The organism is Kutzneria kofuensis (genome assembly GCF_014203355.1).
Classification (GTDB): domain Bacteria; phylum Actinomycetota; class Actinomycetes; order Mycobacteriales; family Pseudonocardiaceae; genus Kutzneria; species Kutzneria kofuensis.
Window position 1 is genome coordinate 155168 of the sequence record NZ_JACHIR010000001.1, and the last position, 19759, is coordinate 174926.

Genomic DNA, 19759 nt, shown 5'->3' on the forward strand with positions numbered 1-19759 from the left:
ACATTGGGCGCAGTGACGCTCGTTACCCCCTTCCTCGACTGGTACCTGTCCGCGCACCCGATGCTCGCGACGCTCCTCGGCCAGACGGAGCACGAGGGCACGCTGGACGACTTCTCCGAGGCCGGCTTCCTGGCCAAGGAGCGGACGCACGCCGAGTGGCTGGCCAAGTTCACCGAGGCGACGCCGCCGACCGGGTTCAGCGACCGCATCGACCACGAGTTGGTGCTGTCCCACCTGCGCCGCGAGCGGGCGATGGCGGACTGGCCGGTGTGGCGCCGCGATCCCGCGCCGTACGTGGGCTTCCCGCTGCAGGGCCTGTTCCAGACGTTCCTGCTGCGGTTGCGCCCCGAGCCGGAGCTGGTCGGGTCGGCGCTGAGCCGGCTGGCCGACCTGCCCGGCGTGTACGCGGCGTGCCGCGCGAACCTGGATCCGGAGCTGGCTTCGCCGCTGCTGGTCCGCCGCGGCCTCAACCAGCTGCGCACGACCCGCGGCTTCCTCACGCAGGTGCTGCCGGCGGCCGTCGAGAACGAGGCCGACCGGGCTCGCGTCGTCGAAGCCGGCGAGCGGGCCGCGGACGCCGCCGACGAGCTCGCCGCGTACCTGGAGGACTTCGCGAACCGGGCGACCGGCGACTGGCGGATGGGCGAGAAGCTGTACTCGACGCTGCTGACGGAGGCCGAGATGCTCGGCTACGGGGCATCCGAGCTGCACACCCGCGGCCAGGCCGCCTACGCCGAGCTGGACGCCGAGGCCACCGCGCTGGCCGGCGGCGACTGGCGGGCGGCGGTGCGGGCGTTGCAGGACGACCACGCGGAGTCGATGGAGGAGCTGCTCGCCACCGTCGCCGACGAGACGGAGCGGGCCCGGCAGTTCCTCAAGGACCACGACCTGGTCACCTTCGCCGAGGGCGAGGAGTGCCGGGTCGTGCCGTCGCCGTCGTTCCTGCGACCGCTGTACGTGGTGCCGTTCTACATGGGCCCGCCCGCGATGACCGCGTCCCGGGTCGGCCACCACTTCGTGCCGTACACGCCGGACGACGCCACCCCCGAACAGGTGGAGCAGCGGCTGCGCACCAACGGGCGGTCCGTGCTGCCGAGCATCGCCGTGCACGAGGCGTACCCCGGCCACCACTGGCATCTCTCCTGGCTCGCCGGCAATCCGCGGCCGGTGCGCAAGGTGGTCCGCACCTCGTACTTCATCGAGGGCTGGGCCCTGTACACCGAGCGCATGATGCGGCAGCAGGGCTACTTCACCACCGTCGGCCAGGAGCTGGCGCACCTGGACTTCCGGCTGTTCCGGGCCGCGCGGATCATCGTGGACACCGAGCTGCACTGCGGCGACATGACCGTCGAGCAGGCCGAGGAGTTCATGACCACGAAGTACACGCTGACCGCCGGCACCGCCAAGGGCGAGGTCGACCGGTACTGCGCCTGGCCGACGCAGGCGCCGTCCTACCTGACCGGGGCGATGGAGATCGAGGCCATCCGGGACGAGTTCGTGGCCCGCGGGCTGGGCAGCCTCAAGTCGTTCCACGACCGGATCGCCGGCTCCGGCATGCTGCCGCTGGGGCTGGCCCGCCGAGTGGTGCTGGAACAACCCGGGGAGCAGGCTGGTTGGCGCTGACGGAGAGTCTTTCCGGCGAACAGGAGACAGTCACATGCGGGCGGTAGTGGTCGAGAGCTTCGGCGGTCCCGAGGTCCTCAAGGCGGCCGAGGCGGCCGATCCGACGCCGGGCGCGGGCGAGCTGCTCGTCCGGGTCGCGGCCGCCGGCGTGAACTACATCGACACCTATCACCGGACCGGCGCCTACTCGATGCCGACGCCGTTCGTGCCGGGTCTGGAGGGCGCCGGCGAGGTCGTGGCCGTCGGCGACGGCGTCAGCCGGTTCAAGGTCGGCGACCGGGTGGCCTGGGCCGCGGCGATCGGCAGCTACGCCGAGCTGACCCGGGTGCCCGAGGCCGGCGCGGTCGCCGTGCCCGACGGCGTCGGGTTGGACGTCGCCGCCGGCGCGATGCTGCAGGGCATGACCGCGCACTACCTGACCCGGTCGACCTATCCCGTGCAGGCCGGCGACACCGTTCTCGTGCACGCCGCCGCCGGCGGCATGGGGCTGCTGCTCACCCAGCAGGTCAAGGCGCTGGGCGGGCGGGTCATCGGCACCGTGTCCACCGCCGAGAAGGAGAAGTTGGCCCGCGAGGCCGGCGCCGACGAGATCATCCGGTACACCGAGACCGAGATCGCGCCGGAGGTCCGCCGGCTCACCGACGGGCAGGGCGTGGCCGTGGTCTACGACGGCGTCGGCAAGGACACCTTCGACGCCAGCCTGGAGAGCCTGCGCATCCGCGGCACCCTCGCCCTGTACGGCGCCGCCAGCGGTCCCGTGCCGCCGTTCGACCTGCAGCGCCTCAACGCCGCCGGCTCGCTGTTCGTCACCCGGCCCACCCTCGGCCACCACGTCCTCACCCGTGAGGAGCTGGACTGGCGTTCCGGCGAGGTCTTCGCCGGCATCAAGTCCGGCAAGCTCACCATCCGCATCAGCGGCCGCTACCCGCTCGCCGACGCGGCCAAGTCCCACGAGGATCTCCAGGCCCGCCGCACCACCGGCAAGCTCCTGCTGATCCCCTGAGTCGTTCGGAAGGGGGCATTCCTGGCGTTGAACGCCAGGAATGCCCCCTTCCGAATGTTTCAGCGCCGGAAGTGGATCTCACCGTGGCCGGTGCCGGTGGAGCCGGGGCAGCGCTGGTCGAAGCTGCCGTCGAAGGCGGCCAGCAGGCCGGTCGACGGATCCACCTCGATGCGGTCGACGGTGATGCCGCCCTGCTCGGCGTAGCAGCCGAGGCCGTCCGAGATCACCAGGACGCTGGCCAGCTCGGGGTGCGACCGCGGGTCGCCGACGGTGTCGTACGTGCCGGCCTGCAGCGGCGCGGCGTTCGGGCCGCGCAGTTCCACGGCGACGTTGGCGAAGCCCGCATCCGCCACCACCCTGATCGTGTTCTGGCGGTCGCTGATCAGCACCTCCTGGTCCGGCTCGGCCCAGTGCACGCTGGTCTTCGCCGGGAACGAGCCGGGCTCGGCGGTGAAGTCGAGGCTGCTCACGGGCGTGGTGTCGGCGAAGGCCGTCGGCACGGCCAGCACGGCGACGGCGGCGGCCACGGGCAGAGCGGCGATAACTCGTCCGATCATCGATTTCCCTCCCTGGAATCGTGGTCGATCGTGTCGCACTCCGTGACCGATCGGCTACAAGGCGAACCTCACAGCAACGCCGCCCGCCGCCGTGCGTCGCCCCGTCGGCAGTCATCACCCGATGGGATGAAGTGCCCTGCTCACTGCCCCTGGTCACAGGGTTGAACCGACTGCACAACCATATGCACGTGCACGATTAGCTGGTACGGTTCGCCGTATGCACGCGCCCCTGCACGTGCATGTGCACTGGAACCGCTACTGACCGGGAGGGGTCATGGCACACCAGATCGACATCCACAACGGCATGTCCGCAACAGACCTGACGGGCGTCGCCTGGCGCAAGAGCCGCCGCAGCGGCGCGGTCGGGAACTGCGTCGAGGTCGCGCGGCTGGCCAACGGCGACATCGCGGTCCGGAACTCCCGGTTCCCGGACGGTCCGGCGCTGGTCTACACGCAGGCCGAGATCACGGCCTTCGTCGGCGGCGTCAAGGACGGCGAGTTCGACGACCTGGCCTGAGCGCCCATATACGGCGGGGTGGCCTCCTGCGTCAACAGGAGGCCACCGATGGCCCGCCCAGGAACCCGGGACTCGAGCCGTAAACGAGCCTAGCTCACGGAAACCGCGAACACGTGCGCCACGCCGCCGGAGGTACCCGCCGGCAGCGTGACGCCGCGGACCTGCTTGCCCGCCGCCAGCGTGATCGGCGCGGTGGCGAACAGGTAGGACGTGTACGGCCGGTGCACTCGGAACCCGTAGCGCGGGAACGCCGAGTTGATGTACGGCGTGCTCGTCACCACGGTGTTGCCGAACCGGGGCTGCTCCTTGCCCCCTTGCAGCAGCCATTCGGACAGCCCGAGATCGGACGTCTGTGTGCTGCCGTCGGTGTAGGTGATCGTGACCTGGCCGGAGGCATCGCCGCCCGTCGCCGCGCCCAAGAACGCCAGCTTGGTCGCGGTGGCGGGCGCGCTCAGTTGCAGCGTCTGTCCATTCGCGACTATGTTGTCCGGTGCGCCGGTGCCGGCCGACACCGGCCAGGTGAAGCCGCCGACCTGGCCGCCGGGCGTGATTCCCTTGGCCGCCAACTGCTGCGCGGAGTAGGAGAAGCCGCCCGGGTACAGGCTGGTCCCGCCGAACTTGCCCAGCCACACCGTGTTGTCGTCGCTCACGCCGACGTTGTCGGCCGCGGCGGCGAAGGTTCCCGGCTTCGCCGCGTCGACGGCCAGCTGTGCCGGTAGCTGCTGCGCGCCGGATCCGGTGAAGGTGAACGGAACCGTCGCGTAGGTCTCCTTGGCGGCGGTGACCTTGACGTCCTGTGTGGACTTTCCGTTCGGGCCGACCGTGAGTGTGCCGCTGGACGGCGTGACGGTGATGCCGGCGGGCGGATTCGCCTGCCACTTCACGGTTCCCGCCCCGGTGATGCCCTCGGCCCGCACGGTTGCCGTCGCCGCTGTGCCGATTCCCTCCGGGCCGGGCGCCACCCGCACCGGGCCGGAAACCGCGCCCCGCACCGGGACCTCGCCGTCACGGAACGAAGGCGGCGCGTCCTTCGGGTCGGTGCCCCAGGTCGGGCTGGGCGTGCCGGCGAGGGTGTAGTCCAGCCGGCCGCCGTTGACCGCGAACGACTCCGGCACCCACGGCTTGGTGCTGGCCTTCCCGTTGAGCCGCAACGACTGCACGTACTTGGTGGACGAGGAAGCGCCGGGCGCGGTGATCTCGATGCGCTGCCCGCCCTCCCGGGTGACGGTGATCCTCGGGAACAGCGGGCTGGCCAGCACGAGCTCGGCCCGTCCCGGAGCCTCCGGGTACATGCCCAGCGCCGCCCACACGTACCAGGAGGAGGTGGCGCCGAGATCGTCGTTGCCGGGCAGGCCGTCCTCGGTCGGCTTGAACAGCTGCTCGGCGCTGCGCCGCACCACGTCGGCGGTCTTGGCCGGTGCGCCGGCGTAGGAGTACTCCCACGGCACCTCGAACGACGGCTCGTTGGCCATCCACGCGTACGGCTGGTCGGCGGAGCTGTTCAGCTCGGTGAAGAAGTAGTCCAGCCGCTTGATCGTCGCCGCCGGGCCGCCCATCGCCGCGACCAGACCGGACACGTTGTACGGCACCATCCAGGTGTACTGCGCGGCGTTGCCTTCCTGGTACTGGAACTCCTGGTAGGCGGCGGGGTCGAACGGCGTGGCGAACTGGCCGGTACGGTCCCGCGTCTGCAGGTAACCGGTGTCGGGGTTGTAGACGTTCTCCCAGTACTGGGCGCGGGTCATGAACTGCCGCTGCACGTCGCGCTGCCCGAGCCGGCCGGCCAGCTGCGCGATGCCGAAGTCGGCGGTGGTCTCCTCCAGCATGTCCGACACGTTGTCGGCGTGGTAGCCGAGCGTCTCATAGTCCCACAGGCCGGGCCGCTCCAGCGCCCGCTCCCCCGGCTGCTGGATCCGGGTCGCCCCCCGCACCATGGACGCCAGCGCGCCGCGGACGTCGAAGTCCCTGGCGCCGAAGGCATAGGCGCTGGCGATCATCGAGTGGTACGGGTCGCCGCCCATGACACCCATGAAGTCGTTGTTCTGCGACCAGCGGTCCCAGATGCCGCCGGCCTGGGTGGCCTGGTTGTACATCGACTGCGCGATGTCCGAGGTCTCGTGCGGGGCCAGCAGCGCGAGCAGCTGGATCTCGTCGCGGTAGACGTCCCAGCCGGAGAAGTTGGCGTACTGGGCGTGGCCCCGGGGCTGCTGGTGGATCTTGTTGTCGAAGCCGGTGTAGCGGCCGTCGACATCGGAGAACACGTTGGGCTGCAACAGGGTGTGGTACAGGGCGGTGTAGAACGTGGTCAGCTGGTCCTTGCTGCCGCCGCCGATCCGGACCTGGTTCAGCCGGTCGTTCCAGGCCCGCCGCGCCTGCCTGACGAGCTGGTCGAAGCCCTTGCCGCCTTGCTCGGTGCGCACGTTGTTCGCGGCACCATCCGCGTCCACATAGGACAGGCCGACCCGAGCCCGCACGGTGCTGCCCGGCGCGAACGTCACGAAGGCGCCGGAACCGCCGTCGGGCGTGACAACCTGCTTGTCCCAGGTGGTGTTGCTGAGGTTGCCGCCGCGCGCCTGGGTGCCGCCGGGCGTGACGGTACCGTTCTGCCAGGTGCCGACACTGGCGAAGGGCTGGTCGAAGGTGGCGGTGAAGTAGACCTTGTACTTGTTCGGCCCGGCGCAGAAGTGGCCGCTGGCGACCCAGCCGGAGATGGTGTGCCCGGCCGCGTCCACGGTGACGGACGCGTCGTCGCTACCCATCGCGGAGTCGGCGGTGTCCACGAGCAGTGTGGCGGGACCGGTGGCGGGGAAGGTGAATCGGCCCAGGCCGGAGTGCTGGGTGGTGGTCAGCTCGGTGGTGATGCCGGCGTCGGTGGTGACCTTGTAGTAGCCCGGGGACGCGGACTCGTTGGTGTGCTTGAAGGTCGAGTAGTAGTGCGCCTGGTCGGCGGCCGGCGACACAGTGACCTGGCCCGCGTACGGGATGAACGGCAGGTCGCCGGCCGCGCCGCCGCAGCCCGCGCCGTTGAAGTGGGTCAGGCTGAAGCCTCTGAGCCGGTTCTCCTCCCACGCGTAGCCGCTGTCCCGGTCACGGACGTAGTACCGGCCGACGCCGTCCGGCGCCTTGGGTTCGAGCGGGTTGTCCGGACTCCACTGGACCATGCCGAACGGGACGTCGGCGCCCGGAAACGTGTCGCCGGCATAGCTGTTGCTCTCCGGGAACTGGCCGGCGGCCGCGCCGACGAACGGGTTCACGTAGGCGGCGAGGTCCTGGCCCGGACTGTGGTCGATGTTGCCGGCGTCGGCGTTGGCGGGCCCGGCGGCGAGCGCCCCGGCCGCTAACGCGAGAGGAAGGACCAGCCCCAGGGTTCGACGCATCAAACCGCGCTCCCTTCGGTTGACAACGTTGTCACCGCCGCAGCCGGTGGGTGACCGCATGGAGACAATCAGTAGCGACAGGTGCCGTCAAGGGCCGTTCCGCGCACGCCCGCCGGGAACGGTCCGAACGGTCGCAGGCTACGCTGGCTGGCCGCCCATGCCCGGGCCGTGCTGGTTGTCGCGCTCGGCGCCGCCCTGGTGATGTACGCGCTGTGGTCCGGCGGCGGGCTGATCGACATGCAGGTCTACCGGGCCGGAGCCCAGGCGTGGCTCGGCCTGGTCGGCCTGACCGCCGCCGCGGTGTCGCCGTTCTCCTGGGAGCACCACTGGGTGTGGTTCGTGCCGGTGGTCGTCGCGCTGGCCGCCCGGCTGCCCTGGTACGTGTCGGCGCTCGTTTTCGTTGCCACGGCGGCGGTTCCCACCGCTCTGCCGCCCGTTGACCTCGGCCGCCACGGCATGCCGACCGGGATCATCTCGATCGACTTCGAGGGCCCGCCGGCCTTCGTGATCCGCAACAGCTACCCGTTGACGATCACCGTGCTGTTGGCCGGGCTGGGCGTGCACCTGTTGCGGCGTCGGCGGATTCCGGCGTGACCGGCTCGGGCGCTGGCGGCTCCGTCCGATCGACCGGGACCGAGAAGATGTCGATGAGCCAGCTCATGCCCTTCTTGTCGGGTTGGGCCGAAAAGCGTTACGGCCGCTCGGCAATGCGCCGAGTGGCCTCCTCCGACCAGCCCAGCATCGCCTCGGTCAGCCGCAGGTTCAGGTCCAGCGACAGGTTGTGCGGGCCGTGCGGCGGGGAGATCGCGGCACTGCGGGCCATCACCGCCAGCACGCCGTCGCGTTGTTCCCGCAGCACCTGGATGTCCCGCTCCAGCACGCCCAGCGCGTCCTCCCGGCTCAGCACCGCCGACAGCAGCCAGGCGCGCAGGTACGTCTCGCTGCGCATGGTGCGGTCCGGCTCCACCTCGACCAGCCAGCGCCGCAGCTCGGCACGGCCCTCGTCGGTGATCGCGTACGTGCGCTTGCCGCGGGCGCCCTCCTCGACGCACTCGACGTGCCCGTCGGCGGACAGCCGCGCCAGCTCGGGATAGAGCTGGTGGTTGCGGGCGTTCCAGATCTGCCGCAGCGTGTTCTGGAAGATCTGGGCCAGCTGGTAGCCGCTGTTGGGGCTGAGCGTGAGCAGCCCCAACAGCGCGTGCCGCAAGGACATCAGACCCTCCGCTCCGGAGCGTCGAGGTACGCCGACGCCTGCAGCGTGAACAGGTGCGCGTAGCCCTCGTCGGCGGCCATCAGCTCGTCGTGGGTGCCGTACTCGGCCAGCTTTCCGTTGTCCAGCAGCAGAATGCGGTCGGCCTGGCGCACGGTGGAGAACCGGTGCGAGATGTAGAGCGTGGTCCGGCCGTGCGAGAGGTTGCGGAGCCGGGCGAACAGGTCGTGCTCGGCCTGCGCGTCCAGCGCGGACGTCGGCTCGTCCAGTATCAGCAGCGGCGCGTCCCGCATGAACGCCCGGCTCAGCGCGATCTTCTGCCACTCGCCGCCGGACAGGTTCGCGCCCTCGTTGAACCAGCGGCCCAGCGGCGTGTCCAGGCCCATCGACATGCCGGCGATCAGCTCGTCGGCGCCGCCGGCCGCCGCGGACTTCTCGATCAGCGGCCGGTCGGTGATGTGCTCGATGTCGCCGACGCCGATGTTCTCCGAGGCGCTCGCCTGGTACGTCACGTAGTCCTGGAACATGGCGCTGATCCGCCGGCGCAGCGCGTCCGGGTCGAACTCGCGGATGTCGATGCCGTCCAACAGGATCCGGCCGGCCGTCGGGTCGTACAGCCGGCACAGCAGCTTGAACAGCGTGGACTTGCCGGCGCCGTTGCGGCCGACGACCGCCGTGGTCTGGCCGGGCAGGATCTCGAAGCTGACCCCGTCCAGCGCCACCGAATCCGTGCCCGGGTAGGCGAACGTGACGTCCTCGAAGACGACGTGGCCACGTACGGGATTCGGCAGCGGACGCGGACGCGCCGGCGCCACCACCGCCGGTTCGGTGGCCAGCAGCTTGTACAGGTTGTCCAGGTAGAGGTTGTTCTCGTACATGCCGGTGAAGCCGGAGAACAGCTGGGACACCGACTGCTGCACCGCGGTCGAGGCCTGGGTGAACAGCAGCAGGTCGCCGACGGTGAGCCGGCCGTTGACCGCCTCCAGCGCGATGTACAGGTAGGTCAGCGAGGCGGTGATCGTGGTGATCAGACCCCAGCCGGTGCCGCGCAGGTTCCGCTCGGTCACCAGCTTGCGCTGCCGTCCGAAGTAGACGGCGCTGATCCGGCGGAACCGGTCGACGAGGTAGTCGCCGAGACCGAAGAGCTTGATCTCCTTGGCATACGTGTCCGTGGTGACCAAGGACGACAGGTAGTCCATCCGGCGGCGGATCGGCGAGGTCCACACCGCGTAGACGTAGCTGCGGGCGCCGTAGCGGGAGTCCGCGATGAACGCCGGGATCGGCGAGAGCACCGCGACCAGCGCCAGCCATGGGTTGATCGACAGCAGCAGCGCGATCATCGAGGTGAACGTGATGCCGGTGCGGATCAGGCCGAACACCGAGGTCAGCATCGCGACCGGCCGGGACGGCGCCTCGTCCTGCGCCTGCCGGATCAGGTCGTAGGACGACGAGCCCTCGAAGAAGGCGAGGTCGAGCCGGCTGGCGTGGGCCATCACCCGCAGCCTGATCGTCTGCGACACCCGGTCGTTCAGCAGCTGCTGGCTGATCGTGGAGACCGCCGTCATCAGCGCGTTCAGCGCGTACACCACGAGCTGCAGGCCGGCGACCGCGATGATCACCTGCACCGTGGTGAGCTCGACCGGGCCGATCCGCACCGCGTCGGGCAGGTGCCCGGCGTGCACCCGGATCGCGTTGGTCACGGAGTCGATCAGCAGCTTGGAGATGTACGCCGTCGCCGTCGGCGTGAGACCGGCGATCACCGTGGCGAACACCAGCCACAGCGTCGGCCAGCGGCCGGCGTCCCAGGCCAGCTTGATCACCCTCGGCAGCCCCTTGACCAGGCCGCCCATCGACCGGCGCAGCCGCCGCAGCCGGGACCTGAGGTCCTTCGGCTCGTCCGCGGGCTCCGGATCGGGAATGTCCACCGAACCGGTCAGTCCGCTGTCCGGCACCGTCGTCGCCCTGGCGCGGGCCCCGCGCCGGCCACCACCCGGTAACATCCGTCCCCCCACAAGTCGTACTCGATATGTCGAACTCGATAGGTGAGTACGGTACACCGGATCGGACGCCGAAGTCACCGGAATAGCCCGCCGCCGCGGCCCTACCGTGGCTGACGTGGCTGCTGATCAGTTGCTCGACGACGAGTGCCAGATCTGGTGGGCCCGTCCTGACCAGGTCCCCGACGACCAGCTCGCGGCCGTCGTGCCGGAGGCGGAGCAGCGCCGCGCCGGCCGGTACCGCCAACGGGTGGACCGGCAGCGGTCACTCACGGGCGCGTGGTTGCTGCGGACCGCCGTCGCCGCGCAGACCGGCGAACACCCCGACGAGGTGTTGCTGGATCGCACCTGCGCCGACTGCGGCCAGCAGCACGGGCGGCCGCGGCTGCCCGCCGGCGTCGGCATCGAGGTGTCCGTGTCGCACGCCGGCGACCGCGTCGCTGTCGCGCTGACCCGCCTCGGCGAGGTCGGCGTGGACGTCGGATTCGCGCCCCTGATCGGGCAGTTCGACCGCGACCTGGCGGAGAACACGTTGAGCGCCAAGGAACTCGCCGCGCTGGAGACGTCCGACAACCCCGGCGCGGCCTTCCTTCAGCTGTGGGTGCGCAAGGAGGCGCTGCTCAAGGCCACCGGCCACGGGCTGCGGATGCCGATGAGCCGGATCGAGGTGTCGCCCGCCGGCGAGCCGCCGGCGCTGGTGGCCTGGCCGCTGGACATCCCCGTCGACGGCGTGCGGCTGGCGATGCTGAACCCCGGGCCGCGACATCACGCCGCCGTCGCCGTGCTCACCGGCCAGCCGCTGCGGATCCGGGAACTCGACGCCGACCTGCTGCTGTGACCAGTCGCGTTAACCGGAGCGGGCACTCCGAGTAGGGTGGTGGCGTCACGAACGACGGAGGGACTGGACGTGTCCGACGCGATGCTGGCCGAGACCATCACCATCACCGGCGACGGCGGTGACGAGATCGAGGCGTATCTGGCAAGGCCGCTCGACACCGCGCCGCGCGGCGGCGTGCTGGTGATCCACCACATGCCCGGTTACGACGAGGGCACCAAGGAGATCGTGCGCAGGTTCGCGGTCAACGGCTACAACGCCATCGCGCCCAACCTGTTCCACCGGGTCGCCCCCGGCGCCAGCCCGGACGACGCCGCCGCGGCGGCCCGCGCGCAGGGCGGCGTGCCGGACTCGCAGGTGGTGGGCGACGCGGACGGGGCGATCAGGCACCTGAAGTCGCTGGAGTCCAGCAATGGCAAGGTCGGCGTGATCGGCTACTGCTCCGGCGGCCGGCACACCTTCCTGGTGGCCTGCTCGCTGCCGGTCGACGCCGCCGTCGACTGCTACGGCGCGTTCGTCGTCCGCAGCCCCGACCCGGCGCTGGGCATGCCCGCCACCATGAAGCCGCTGATGGACATCGCGCCCAACCTGTCCTCCCCGCTGCTGGGCCTGTTCGGCGCGGACGACAGGTTCCCCACCCCGGAGGAGACCGCCGAGCTGGAGGCGGAGCTCAAGCGGCTGGGCAAGACCACCGAGTTCCACACCTACGAGGGCGCGGGCCACGCCTTCTTCTCCGTGGAGCGGCCCAGCTACCGGTCCGAGGCCGCCGCCGACGGCTGGCAGAAGGTGTTCGACTTCTACGGCCGCCACCTCGCATCCTGAAAGGACTGTCCCATGTGCACGTACCTGACCGAGAAGATCGTCCTGGACGGCGCGGGCAAGGGCGCGAACGGCTGGTTCAAGCTGACCGACGGGTCGGTCTACGTGGACCACCCCACGCACGCCCGCTACACGCACACGTTGAACATCGACTTCCTCAACCCGGCCGACGGCCCGGGCGCGCGGGTGGCGGTGGAGCTGACCGAGGAGGCCGCTCGCGCGCTCGCGGCGGCCATCACCGCGGCGCTGGACCACGCCCCGGCCGGCATCGCCTCGGAGAACCAGCCGTGAACGTTCGGAAGGGGGCATTCCTGGCGTTGAACGCCAGGAATGCCCCCTTCCGAACACCTCACTGGAAGTGGTTGTCGTGCCGGAGAAAGAACTCCAACCGCTCCTGGTCGGACAGCTCGGACACGGTCTTCAGCCCCTCGAAGTAGTCCTCACGCGGGGCGCCGGGCGTGAACAGGAGCAGCATCGACACCGGGTCGTCGGACTCGTTGTGGAAACCGTGCCGGCCGCCCGGCGGGACGTGCAGGAAGTCGCCCTCCCGCCCGTCCACCCACTCGGTGCCGTTGAACAGCTTGACGGTCCCCGACAGCACGAAGAAGGACTCGGTGATGGTGCGGTGGAAATGGTCCGCCGCGCCCCGCGTCCGAGGGGGCATGTCCGTCCGGTACAGCCCGAAGTCGCCGCCGGTCTGCGGCCCCTTCGCCAGGTAGCTGAACTGCGTGCCGGCGTTGCTGGTCAGGTCCGGCGGTGTGGCGGCGGGGCGCAGCCAGGCGCTGACCTCGCCGCCCTCGCGGTCGTACCTGACCTCCGGGTAGGACATGCCGATCCCCCTTCTCAGTTCTGGTACGCCTCCAGCGGCGGGCAGGAGCAGACCAGGTTGCGGTCGCCCTTGGCGCCGTCGATGCGCCGCACCGGCGGCCAGATCTTCGGCGCGCCGACGCCGGCCGGGAACACGGCCTCGTGCCGCGTGTACGGGTGCTTCCACTCCTGCTCGGTCAGGCAGGCGGCGGTGTGCGGGGCGTTGCGCAGCGGGTTGTCGTCCACCGGCCACTCGCCTGAGCCGACCCGGTCGATCTCCCGCCGGATGGCGATCATGGCGTCGCAGAAGCGGTCCAGCTCGGCCAGGTCCTCGCTCTCGGTGGGCTCGACCATCAGCGTGCCGGCCACCGGGAACGACATGGTCGGCGCGTGCAGGCCGTAGTCGGCCAGCCGCTTGGCCACGTCGTCGACGGTCACGCCGGTCGCCTTGGTGATGCCGCGCAGGTCGAGGATGCACTCGTGGGCGACGAAACCGCCCTCGCCGACGTAGAGCACAGGGAAGTACTCGTCGAGCCGGCGCGCCACGTAGTTGGCCGCCGCGACGGCGGTCAGGGTGGCCCGGCGCAGGCCGTCCCCGCCCATCATCCGCACGTACGCCCAGGAGATCGGCAGGATCGAGGCGCTGCCCCACGGGGCGGCGCTGATCGGGCCGACGCCGGTCTCCGGGCCGGCAGCCGGCTGCAGGGGGTGGTTCGGCAGGAACGGCGCGAGGTGCGCGCGCACGCCGATCGGGCCGACGCCCGGGCCGCCGCCACCGTGCGGGATGCAGAACGTCTTGTGCAGGTTCAGGTGCGAGACGTCGGAGCCGAACTTCCCGTACTGGGCCAGGCCGATCAGCGCGTTCAGGTTGGCGCCGTCCACGTACACCTGGCCGCCGGCGTCGTGCACCAGGCCGCAGACCTCGCGCACGGTGTCCTCGTACACGCCGTGCGTGGACGGGTAGGTGATCATGATCGCGGCCAGGTCGGCGCTGTGCTCCGCGACCGTGGTCCGCAGGTGGTCCATGTCAATGTTGCCCTGCTCGTCGCACTTCACGACGACAACGCGCATGCCGGCCATCACCGCGCTGGCGGCGTTGGTGCCGTGCGCGCTGGCCGGGATCAGGCAGACGTCCCGCTCACCGTGGCCCTGCGACCGGTGGTAGGCGCGGATCGCCAGCAGGCCGGCGAACTCGCCCTGGCTGCCGGCGTTGGGCTGCAGGCTCACCGCGTCGTAGCCGGTGATCTCGGCCAGCCACTGCTCCAGGTCGGTCACCACGGACAGCAGCCCGGCGGCGTCCTCGGCGGGCGCGAACGGGTGCAGCTGCGAGAACTCGGGCCAGGTGACGGCCTCCATCTCGGTGGTGGCGTTGAGCTTCATGGTGCACGAGCCCAGCGGGATCATGCTGCGGTCCAGCGCGACGTCCTTGTCCGACAGGGAACGCAGGTAGCGCAGCAGCGCCGTCTCGGAGCGGTGCTGGTGGAACACCGGGTGGGTGAGGAACTCGCTGGTGCGGCGCAGGGCCGGCGGGATGCCGTCGGCGGTGTCGGCGTCCAGACCGTCCACATCGGACACAGTGACGCCGAACGCCTGCCACACCAGGGAAAGGTGCTGGCGGGTGGTGGTCTCGTCGCACGCGATGCCGACGTGGTCTTCGTCGACAAGGCGGAGGTTCACGCCCAACTCGCGGGCCTTGGCCACGACCTCGGCCGCCTTGCCGGGCACCTCGGCCAGCACGGTGTCGAACAGCTCGCCGTGCACCACGGCCACGCCGCCCTCGCACAGGCCGGCGGCCAGCACGGTGGCCATGCGGTGCGCGCGGGTGGCGATGGCCCGCAGGCCCTCCGGACCGTGGTAGACGGCGTACATCGAGGCGATCACGGCCAGCAGCACCTGCGCGGTGCAGATGTTGCTGGTGGCCTTCTCGCGGCGGATGTGCTGCTCACGGGTCTGCAGCGCGAGCCGGTAGGCGCGGTTGCCGTCGGCGTCCTCGCTCACGCCGACCAGCCGGCCCGGCAGCTGCCGCTCGAAGCCCTTGCGGACGGCCATGTAGCCGGCGTGCGGGCCGCCGAAGCCCATCGGCACGCCGAACCGCTGGGTGGTGCCGACGACGACGTCCGCGCCGATCTCGCCGGGCGCGCGCAGCAGCGTCAGCGCGAGCAGGTCGGCCGCGACGACCGCGGCGGCGCCGGCCGCGTGGATCTCCCCGATCACGGACTCGTGGTCGCGGATCACGCCGGAGGCGCCCGGGAAGGACAGCAGCGCGCCGAAGAAGTCGCCGCCCAGGCCGAGGCCCTCGATGCCCTGCGAGAGGTCGGCCACGACGACCTCGATGCCCAGCGGCTCGGCCCGGGTCTCGATCACCGCGATGGTCTGCGGCAGCGTGTCCGCGTCCACCACGAACTTGTTCGACCTGGACTTGCCGGCCCGGCGGACCAGGGTCATCGCCTCCGCGGCGGCGGTCGCCTCGTCCAGCATCGACGCGTTGGCCACCGGCAGCCCGGTCAGGTCGGCGACCATCGTCTGGAAGTTGAGCAGCGCCTCGAGGCGGCCCTGCGAGATCTCCGGCTGGTACGGCGTGTAGGCGGTGTACCAGGCCGGGCTCTCCAGCACGTTGCGCAGGATGACGCCGGGGGTGACCGTGCCGTAGTAGCCGAGGCCGATCATCTGCACCATCGGGCGGTTCCGGTCGGCCAGCGCCCGCAGCTCGGCCAGCGCCTCGACCTCGGTGGCCGGGGCGGGCAGGCCGAGGCTCAGCTCGTCGCTGCGGATGGCCGACGGCACGGCGCGCTGGGCCAGCTCCTCCAGCGAGCCGACGCCGATCACGTCCAGGATCTTGCCGAGCTCCGCGGCACGGGGACCGACGTGGCGGTCCGCGAAGGGCGTGCCGTGCTCGAGCGCGGCCAGGGGAATGCGGTCAGTCGTCATGCGTCGGGCCTCCGGGGCGTGGGCATACGGGCGCGGGCCGTTGCCCTCCCCCTCTGTCCCCGCCCATGACGGGCACCTGAGAGCTTCACCCGCCCAATGTCTGTCGACACAGCGCGGGCTTGCACCGTCGGCGGGACGCGAGTGACCCCACGCCCTCTTTCCAGAGGCGTCTGTCCCGTACGGTCCTGGTGCCTGAGAGGTTCCGGGGAGGATTTGCTCCTTCGGCGCCGAACCTGCCGGTCCGGACTCTCCCGCACGGGATGTGCGACTACACGCGAGAGTTTACCCCGGCCGGGTTACCAGCCCCAGAGTTGACCGCGGCGTGTCACCTCGATCACGTTCGGCGGCCGGCCCATCCTCGTGGCCTGGCCATGCGGCGGCCCGATCCCCGCGGCCAGCCAGGCTACAGCCGGATCCTGTGGCCAGCCGAGCAGCGGCCCGATCCCGTGGCCGGCGGCCCAGCCCATCCGTGGTCAGCCGGTGCGGCGGGCCCGCCGGCGCTGCGAGAGGTCGTCCTCGACCTGCGGCTCCAGCTCCAGGCCGTCCGCGCGCTCCGCCTGGAACTCGTGGATGGTGCCGCTGATCTCGCGCATGGCCCCGCTGACCGCGATGCCGAACACCCCCTGCCCGCCCTGCAGCAGGTCGACGACCTCTTCGGGTGAGGTGCACTCGTAGACGGTGGTGCCGTCGCTGAACAGGGTGATTTTGGCCAGGTCGGCGACGCCGCGGCGGCGCAGGTGGTCGACGGCGACCCTGATGTTCTGCAGCGAGACGCCCGTGTCGAGCAGGCGTTTCACCACCTTGAGCACCAGCAGGTCCTTGAACGAGTACAGCCGCTGGCTGCCGGAGCCGTGCGCGCTGCGGATCGTCGGCGCGACCAGGTCGGTGCGGGCCCAGTAGTCCAGCTGCCGGTAGGTGATGCCGGCGATCTGGCACGCGGCGGGCCCCCGATAGCCGACGAGCTCGTCGGGCACCGACGCGTCCGGGAACAGGGCTCCCTGTTCACCGGCGCCGGCGTGCGCGGGCGCACCCTCCACCACGACAGCCTCCCCTCGACCGGCCTGACGACCGGCGACCGGAACCGACGGTCCTCCGTCCGGGGAACCGCCGGTCACAAGGTCGCAACGATGGGGGTTCACACCGTCACGACCGACTCCCCTCTGACGGTAAGTCCGCCCATGGGACGGGTCAACGCGACGCGCGGGGCGGCGAAACCGTCATGTGGAGGCGGTCGTCACGGTGACGACTGCGTGTCACTGAACCGATGACAGCGTTGACACAAAGTGTCTGACGGCCCGAGACAGCTATCGGCCAGAGATCTGCACGTGCAGGATGTCGACCGGCAGGTTGGGGAAGCCGTCGCCCGGGTTGTTCTGGTCGTCCTCGCCGCCGGCCGCGATCTTGCGCAGCACGTCCTGGCCGCCGGTGACGCGCCCGAACGGGGTGTAGTTCGGCGCCAGCTTGGTGTCCTCGGTGCAGAAGAAGAACTGGGAGCCGTTGGTGCTCGGGCCGGCGTTGGCCATCGCCACCGTGCCGGCCGGGTAGGTGGCGCCGGTCAGGTTCTCGTCCGGGAACGAGTAGCCCGGGCCGCCGCTGCCGGTGCCGGTCGGGTCGCCGCACTGCAGCACGTATATCCGCTGGGTGACAAGCCGGTGACAGTGCGTGAAGTCGTAGTAGTTGTGCTCCGCGAGGAAGCGGAACGAGTTCGTGGTGCACGGCGCCTTGTCGGTCAGCGCCTGGAAGGTGATCAGGCCCTGGTCGGTGACCAGGCGGGCGGTGTACGGCTTGGCCGCCTTGGCCGGGTCGAACGGGGGCAGCCCCTTGAATCTGTCGGCCGGCACCGCCTTCGTGTACACGCAGGCGGGATTGTCGGCGGCGGGCCTGGTCGCGGCGGCCTTGGGCTTGGCCGGCACGTCGAGCGTGTTGACGGACGGCGCCGCGCTGGCCGTGACGATCCCGGACAGGCACAGGACGGCGGCGGAAGCGGCGATCGCGAGAACCCGACTGGAGATCATCGGCACACCCTAGAGGCTGGCCCGTGACCTCGCCGCCTACGAAAGTCGGTAGCAAAGCCGCCGCGAGGCCGCGCCGCCTACGAAAGTCGGTGCCGAACGGAATGTCGCCAACAGCGCGAGGCCGCGCCGGTGCTTCGCACGGTTGCTGGATTTCGATCGCCGCCACCCGAAGCACACACCACCGAGCCGATGCGGCGGTCGAAATCCAGCAAGGGCGAGGCACCGGTCACGAGCGGCCTCGCCCGCCGCGGAACGCGGCGCAAAGTTACTGTTCCGCTCCGCGGAAGTCCTCGGGCGAAACCGAGTCCAGGAACTCGCGGAACTTCTCCACCTCGTCCTCCTGCTCGTCCGGGATGACGAGGCCGGCCTCGGCCAGCACGGATTCCTCGGCGTGGATGGGCACGCCCGCACGCAGGGCGAGCGCGACCGAGTCGCTCGGCCGGGCGGACACCTTGATTCCGCCGTCGAACACGAGCTCGGCGAAGTAGGTGCCCTCCTGCAGGTCGGTGATGCGGACCTGGGTCAGCTCCCGGCCGAGGGCGGCGATCACCTCTTTGAGCAGGTCATGGGTCAGCGGCCGGGCCGGCCGCACGCCCTGCTGTTCGATGGCGATGGCGGTGGCTTCCGCGTTCCCGATCCAGATCGGCAGGTAGCGGTCCCCATCGGTCTCGCGCAGCAACAGGATCGGGCTGTTCGCGGGCAGCTCGACCCGAACTCCGACGACGCGCATCTCGCTCATCGGGTATCGCCTCCCTCAGCGGGCTGAACCTTGGCGTCCCCGCACCTACGAGGATCCCCCACGGACTGTCTCGACGCTACCCGCCATGCGGGCACGACGCTTGCGGGCGGCACGTAGTCAAGATCACCCGCCGGCCACGCCGCGCAGTCCGGTCTTGACCAGAAGTGTATGGAGCGCAACCGAGAGCGACGCCAGTTCGCGCACGATCTCGTCCGCCCGCTCCCGCGCGTCCGGGTCGCGCTGCCGGTACATCGGGCCGACGATCTGGTGCAGCAGCCCCACCTCGCGGTCCGCGGACACCTTGAAGGTGCGCAGGTGGCGGGGCTCGATGCCGAACTCCCCCATGGCCACCACGATGCGGGCGACCAGCATGGCGTCCTGGTCGTAGAAGCCGGCCGCGCCGGACCGGACCAGGCCGTAGTTCTCCAACTCGGTCAGCAGCCGCTGATCGATGCCGGTCTCGGCGAAGAGTTCCTCACGGGTCATCCGCACCTCGTGGCCGGCGGCGAAGTCCTCTGGCGTGGGTAAGCGATCGACCCCGACCAGGGCGCGAGCCGGCTGGTCGGGGTCGGATGCCGCGTCGAGCTGTTCCTTGATCACCTTCAACGGCAGGTAGTGATCGCGCTGGGCGGCCAGCACGTAACGGAGCCGGTCCACGTCCACCTGCGTGAACTGCCGGTAGCCCGACGGCGTGCGCGCCGGACGCAGCAGCCCCTCCGACTCGAGGAACCGGATCTTGGAGATGGTCACGTCCGGGAACTCGGGGCGCAGCTGCGCCAGCACCGCCCCGATGCTCAGCCCGTCGCGCTGTGGCCGCCCGGCCGACGTCACTGGCCCCCCTGGCCCCCGGATCCCGGGCCGGTGAGGAACACCAGGCGGAACTTGCCGATCTGCACCTCGTCGCCGTTGGCCAGCACGGCCTGGTCGACCGGCTCGCGGTTGACGTAGGTGCCGTTGAGGCTGCCGACGTCGATCACCACGAACTCGCCGCCCTCGCGCCGGAACTCGGCGTGCCGGCGGGAGACGGTGACGTCGTCGAGGAAGATGTCGCTGTCGGGGTGCCGACCCGCACTGGTGGTGTCCTGGTCGAGCAGGAAGCGCGAACCGGCGTTGGGGCCGCGCTTGACCACCAGCAGGGCGGACCCGGCGGGCAGTGCGTCGACACCGGCGACCGCCGGCTCCTGGACTGGGGCCTCGACGCCCTCGGCGTCGGTGAGGAAGTCGGCCCGGAAGACAGTGGTCCGCTCCGGGGACTGCTCCGGCGGAACACCGGGCCCGTCGTTCGTGCTCACCTGAGCTCGCCTCCTGCTGGTGGATCCTTCGGGACCGCTC

General features: G+C 70.8%; 18 protein-coding genes and 2 riboswitches. Of the genes, 7 read left to right on the top strand and 11 right to left on the bottom strand.

Features of this window, described 5'->3' with window-relative positions; all coding sequences use genetic code 11:
• The first annotated feature begins 12 nt into the window (after positions 1-12).
• Positions 13-1623 carry a DUF885 domain-containing protein gene (locus BJ998_RS00755; RefSeq protein WP_312889861.1) on the top strand — a complete coding sequence of 537 codons (1611 nt, stop codon included), beginning with the start codon at positions 13-15 and terminating at the stop codon, positions 1621-1623.
• Positions 1624-1657: 34 nt separating this feature from the next.
• The gene (locus tag BJ998_RS00760; RefSeq protein ID WP_184857518.1) at positions 1658-2626 is read left to right on the top strand and encodes a quinone oxidoreductase family protein; all 969 of its coding nucleotides are present in this window, start codon (positions 1658-1660) and stop codon (positions 2624-2626) included.
• A gap of 59 nt (positions 2627-2685) precedes the next feature.
• On the opposite strand, the gene BJ998_RS00765 is transcribed toward BJ998_RS00760, so the two are convergent.
• Positions 2686-3183: a hypothetical protein gene (locus BJ998_RS00765; protein ID WP_184857520.1), complete on the bottom strand. Its 498-nt coding sequence runs from the start codon at positions 3181-3183 to the stop codon at positions 2686-2688.
• Positions 3184-3457: 274 nt separating this feature from the next.
• On the opposite strand from BJ998_RS00765, the gene BJ998_RS00770 reads away from it, so the two are divergent.
• On the top strand, positions 3458-3700 hold the full coding sequence (locus BJ998_RS00770) for a DUF397 domain-containing protein (RefSeq protein ID WP_184857522.1): 243 nt from the start codon (positions 3458-3460) through the stop codon (positions 3698-3700).
• 89 nt (positions 3701-3789) lie between these two features.
• Here BJ998_RS00770 and BJ998_RS00775 read toward each other — a convergent pair whose 3' ends face one another.
• On the bottom strand, positions 3790-7077 hold the full coding sequence (locus BJ998_RS00775) for a glycoside hydrolase family 92 protein (RefSeq protein ID WP_184857524.1): 3288 nt from the start codon (positions 7075-7077) through the stop codon (positions 3790-3792).
• Positions 7078-7245: 168 nt separating this feature from the next.
• On the opposite strand from BJ998_RS00775, the gene BJ998_RS00780 reads away from it, so the two are divergent.
• A complete protein-coding gene (locus BJ998_RS00780; RefSeq protein ID WP_184857526.1) occupies positions 7246-7671 on the top strand; it encodes a hypothetical protein in 426 nt (141 codons plus the stop codon).
• 97 nt (positions 7672-7768) lie between these two features.
• Here BJ998_RS00780 and BJ998_RS00785 read toward each other — a convergent pair whose 3' ends face one another.
• Entirely contained in the window at positions 7769-8290 is a 522-nt protein-coding gene (locus tag BJ998_RS00785; protein ID WP_184857528.1) for a PadR family transcriptional regulator, read from the bottom strand.
• Positions 8290-10287 carry an ABC transporter ATP-binding protein gene (locus tag BJ998_RS00790; protein WP_184857530.1) on the bottom strand — a complete coding sequence of 666 codons (1998 nt, stop codon included), beginning with the start codon at positions 10285-10287 and terminating at the stop codon, positions 8290-8292. Before BJ998_RS00790 ends, BJ998_RS00785 begins: the two co-directional genes overlap by 1 nt.
• A 115-nt stretch (positions 10288-10402) precedes the next feature.
• On the opposite strand from BJ998_RS00790, the gene BJ998_RS00795 reads away from it, so the two are divergent.
• The 3 genes from BJ998_RS00795 to BJ998_RS00805 all read left to right on the top strand — a co-directional run bounded on the left by BJ998_RS00795 (position 10403) and on the right by BJ998_RS00805 (position 12229).
• A complete protein-coding gene (locus tag BJ998_RS00795; RefSeq protein WP_184857532.1) occupies positions 10403-11122 on the top strand; it encodes a 4'-phosphopantetheinyl transferase family protein in 720 nt (239 codons plus the stop codon).
• 69 nt (positions 11123-11191) lie between these two features.
• Positions 11192-11941, top strand: coding sequence for a dienelactone hydrolase family protein (locus BJ998_RS00800; protein WP_184857534.1), 750 nt, complete (start codon positions 11192-11194; stop codon positions 11939-11941).
• Between the two features lie 12 nt (positions 11942-11953).
• The gene (locus BJ998_RS00805; protein WP_184857536.1) at positions 11954-12229 is read left to right on the top strand and encodes a DUF6295 family protein; all 276 of its coding nucleotides are present in this window, start codon (positions 11954-11956) and stop codon (positions 12227-12229) included.
• A gap of 58 nt (positions 12230-12287) precedes the next feature.
• Here BJ998_RS00805 and BJ998_RS00810 read toward each other — a convergent pair whose 3' ends face one another.
• The 7 genes from BJ998_RS00810 to garA form a co-directional block, all read right to left on the bottom strand.
• Positions 12288-12767, bottom strand: coding sequence for a cupin domain-containing protein (locus tag BJ998_RS00810; RefSeq protein WP_184857538.1), 480 nt, complete (start codon positions 12765-12767; stop codon positions 12288-12290).
• Positions 12768-12781: 14 nt separating this feature from the next.
• Positions 12782-15673: an aminomethyl-transferring glycine dehydrogenase gene (gcvP, locus tag BJ998_RS00815; protein ID WP_184857540.1), complete on the bottom strand. Its 2892-nt coding sequence runs from the start codon at positions 15671-15673 to the stop codon at positions 12782-12784.
• Positions 15674-15716: 43 nt separating this feature from the next.
• Positions 15717-15843, bottom strand: a riboswitch (glycine riboswitch).
• Positions 15844-15937: riboswitch (glycine riboswitch) on the bottom strand.
• A 209-nt stretch (positions 15938-16146) separates the two neighbouring features.
• On the bottom strand, positions 16147-16713 hold the full coding sequence (locus BJ998_RS00820; protein ID WP_184857542.1) for a MerR family transcriptional regulator: 567 nt from the start codon (positions 16711-16713) through the stop codon (positions 16147-16149).
• 264 nt (positions 16714-16977) lie between these two features.
• On the bottom strand, positions 16978-17688 hold the full coding sequence (locus tag BJ998_RS00825) for a peptidylprolyl isomerase (RefSeq protein ID WP_184857544.1): 711 nt from the start codon (positions 17686-17688) through the stop codon (positions 16978-16980).
• Positions 17689-17953: 265 nt separating this feature from the next.
• Complete coding sequence (locus BJ998_RS00830) at positions 17954-18427, bottom strand: bifunctional nuclease family protein (RefSeq protein ID WP_043715722.1); 474 nt, start codon at positions 18425-18427, stop codon at positions 17954-17956.
• A 123-nt stretch (positions 18428-18550) separates the two neighbouring features.
• The gene (ftsR, locus tag BJ998_RS00835) at positions 18551-19258 is read right to left on the bottom strand and encodes a transcriptional regulator FtsR (protein ID WP_184857546.1); all 708 of its coding nucleotides are present in this window, start codon (positions 19256-19258) and stop codon (positions 18551-18553) included.
• On the bottom strand, positions 19255-19719 hold the full coding sequence (gene garA / locus BJ998_RS00840; protein ID WP_184857548.1) for a glycogen accumulation regulator GarA: 465 nt from the start codon (positions 19717-19719) through the stop codon (positions 19255-19257). Before garA ends, ftsR begins: the two co-directional genes overlap by 4 nt.
• Positions 19720-19759 lie beyond the last annotated feature (40 nt).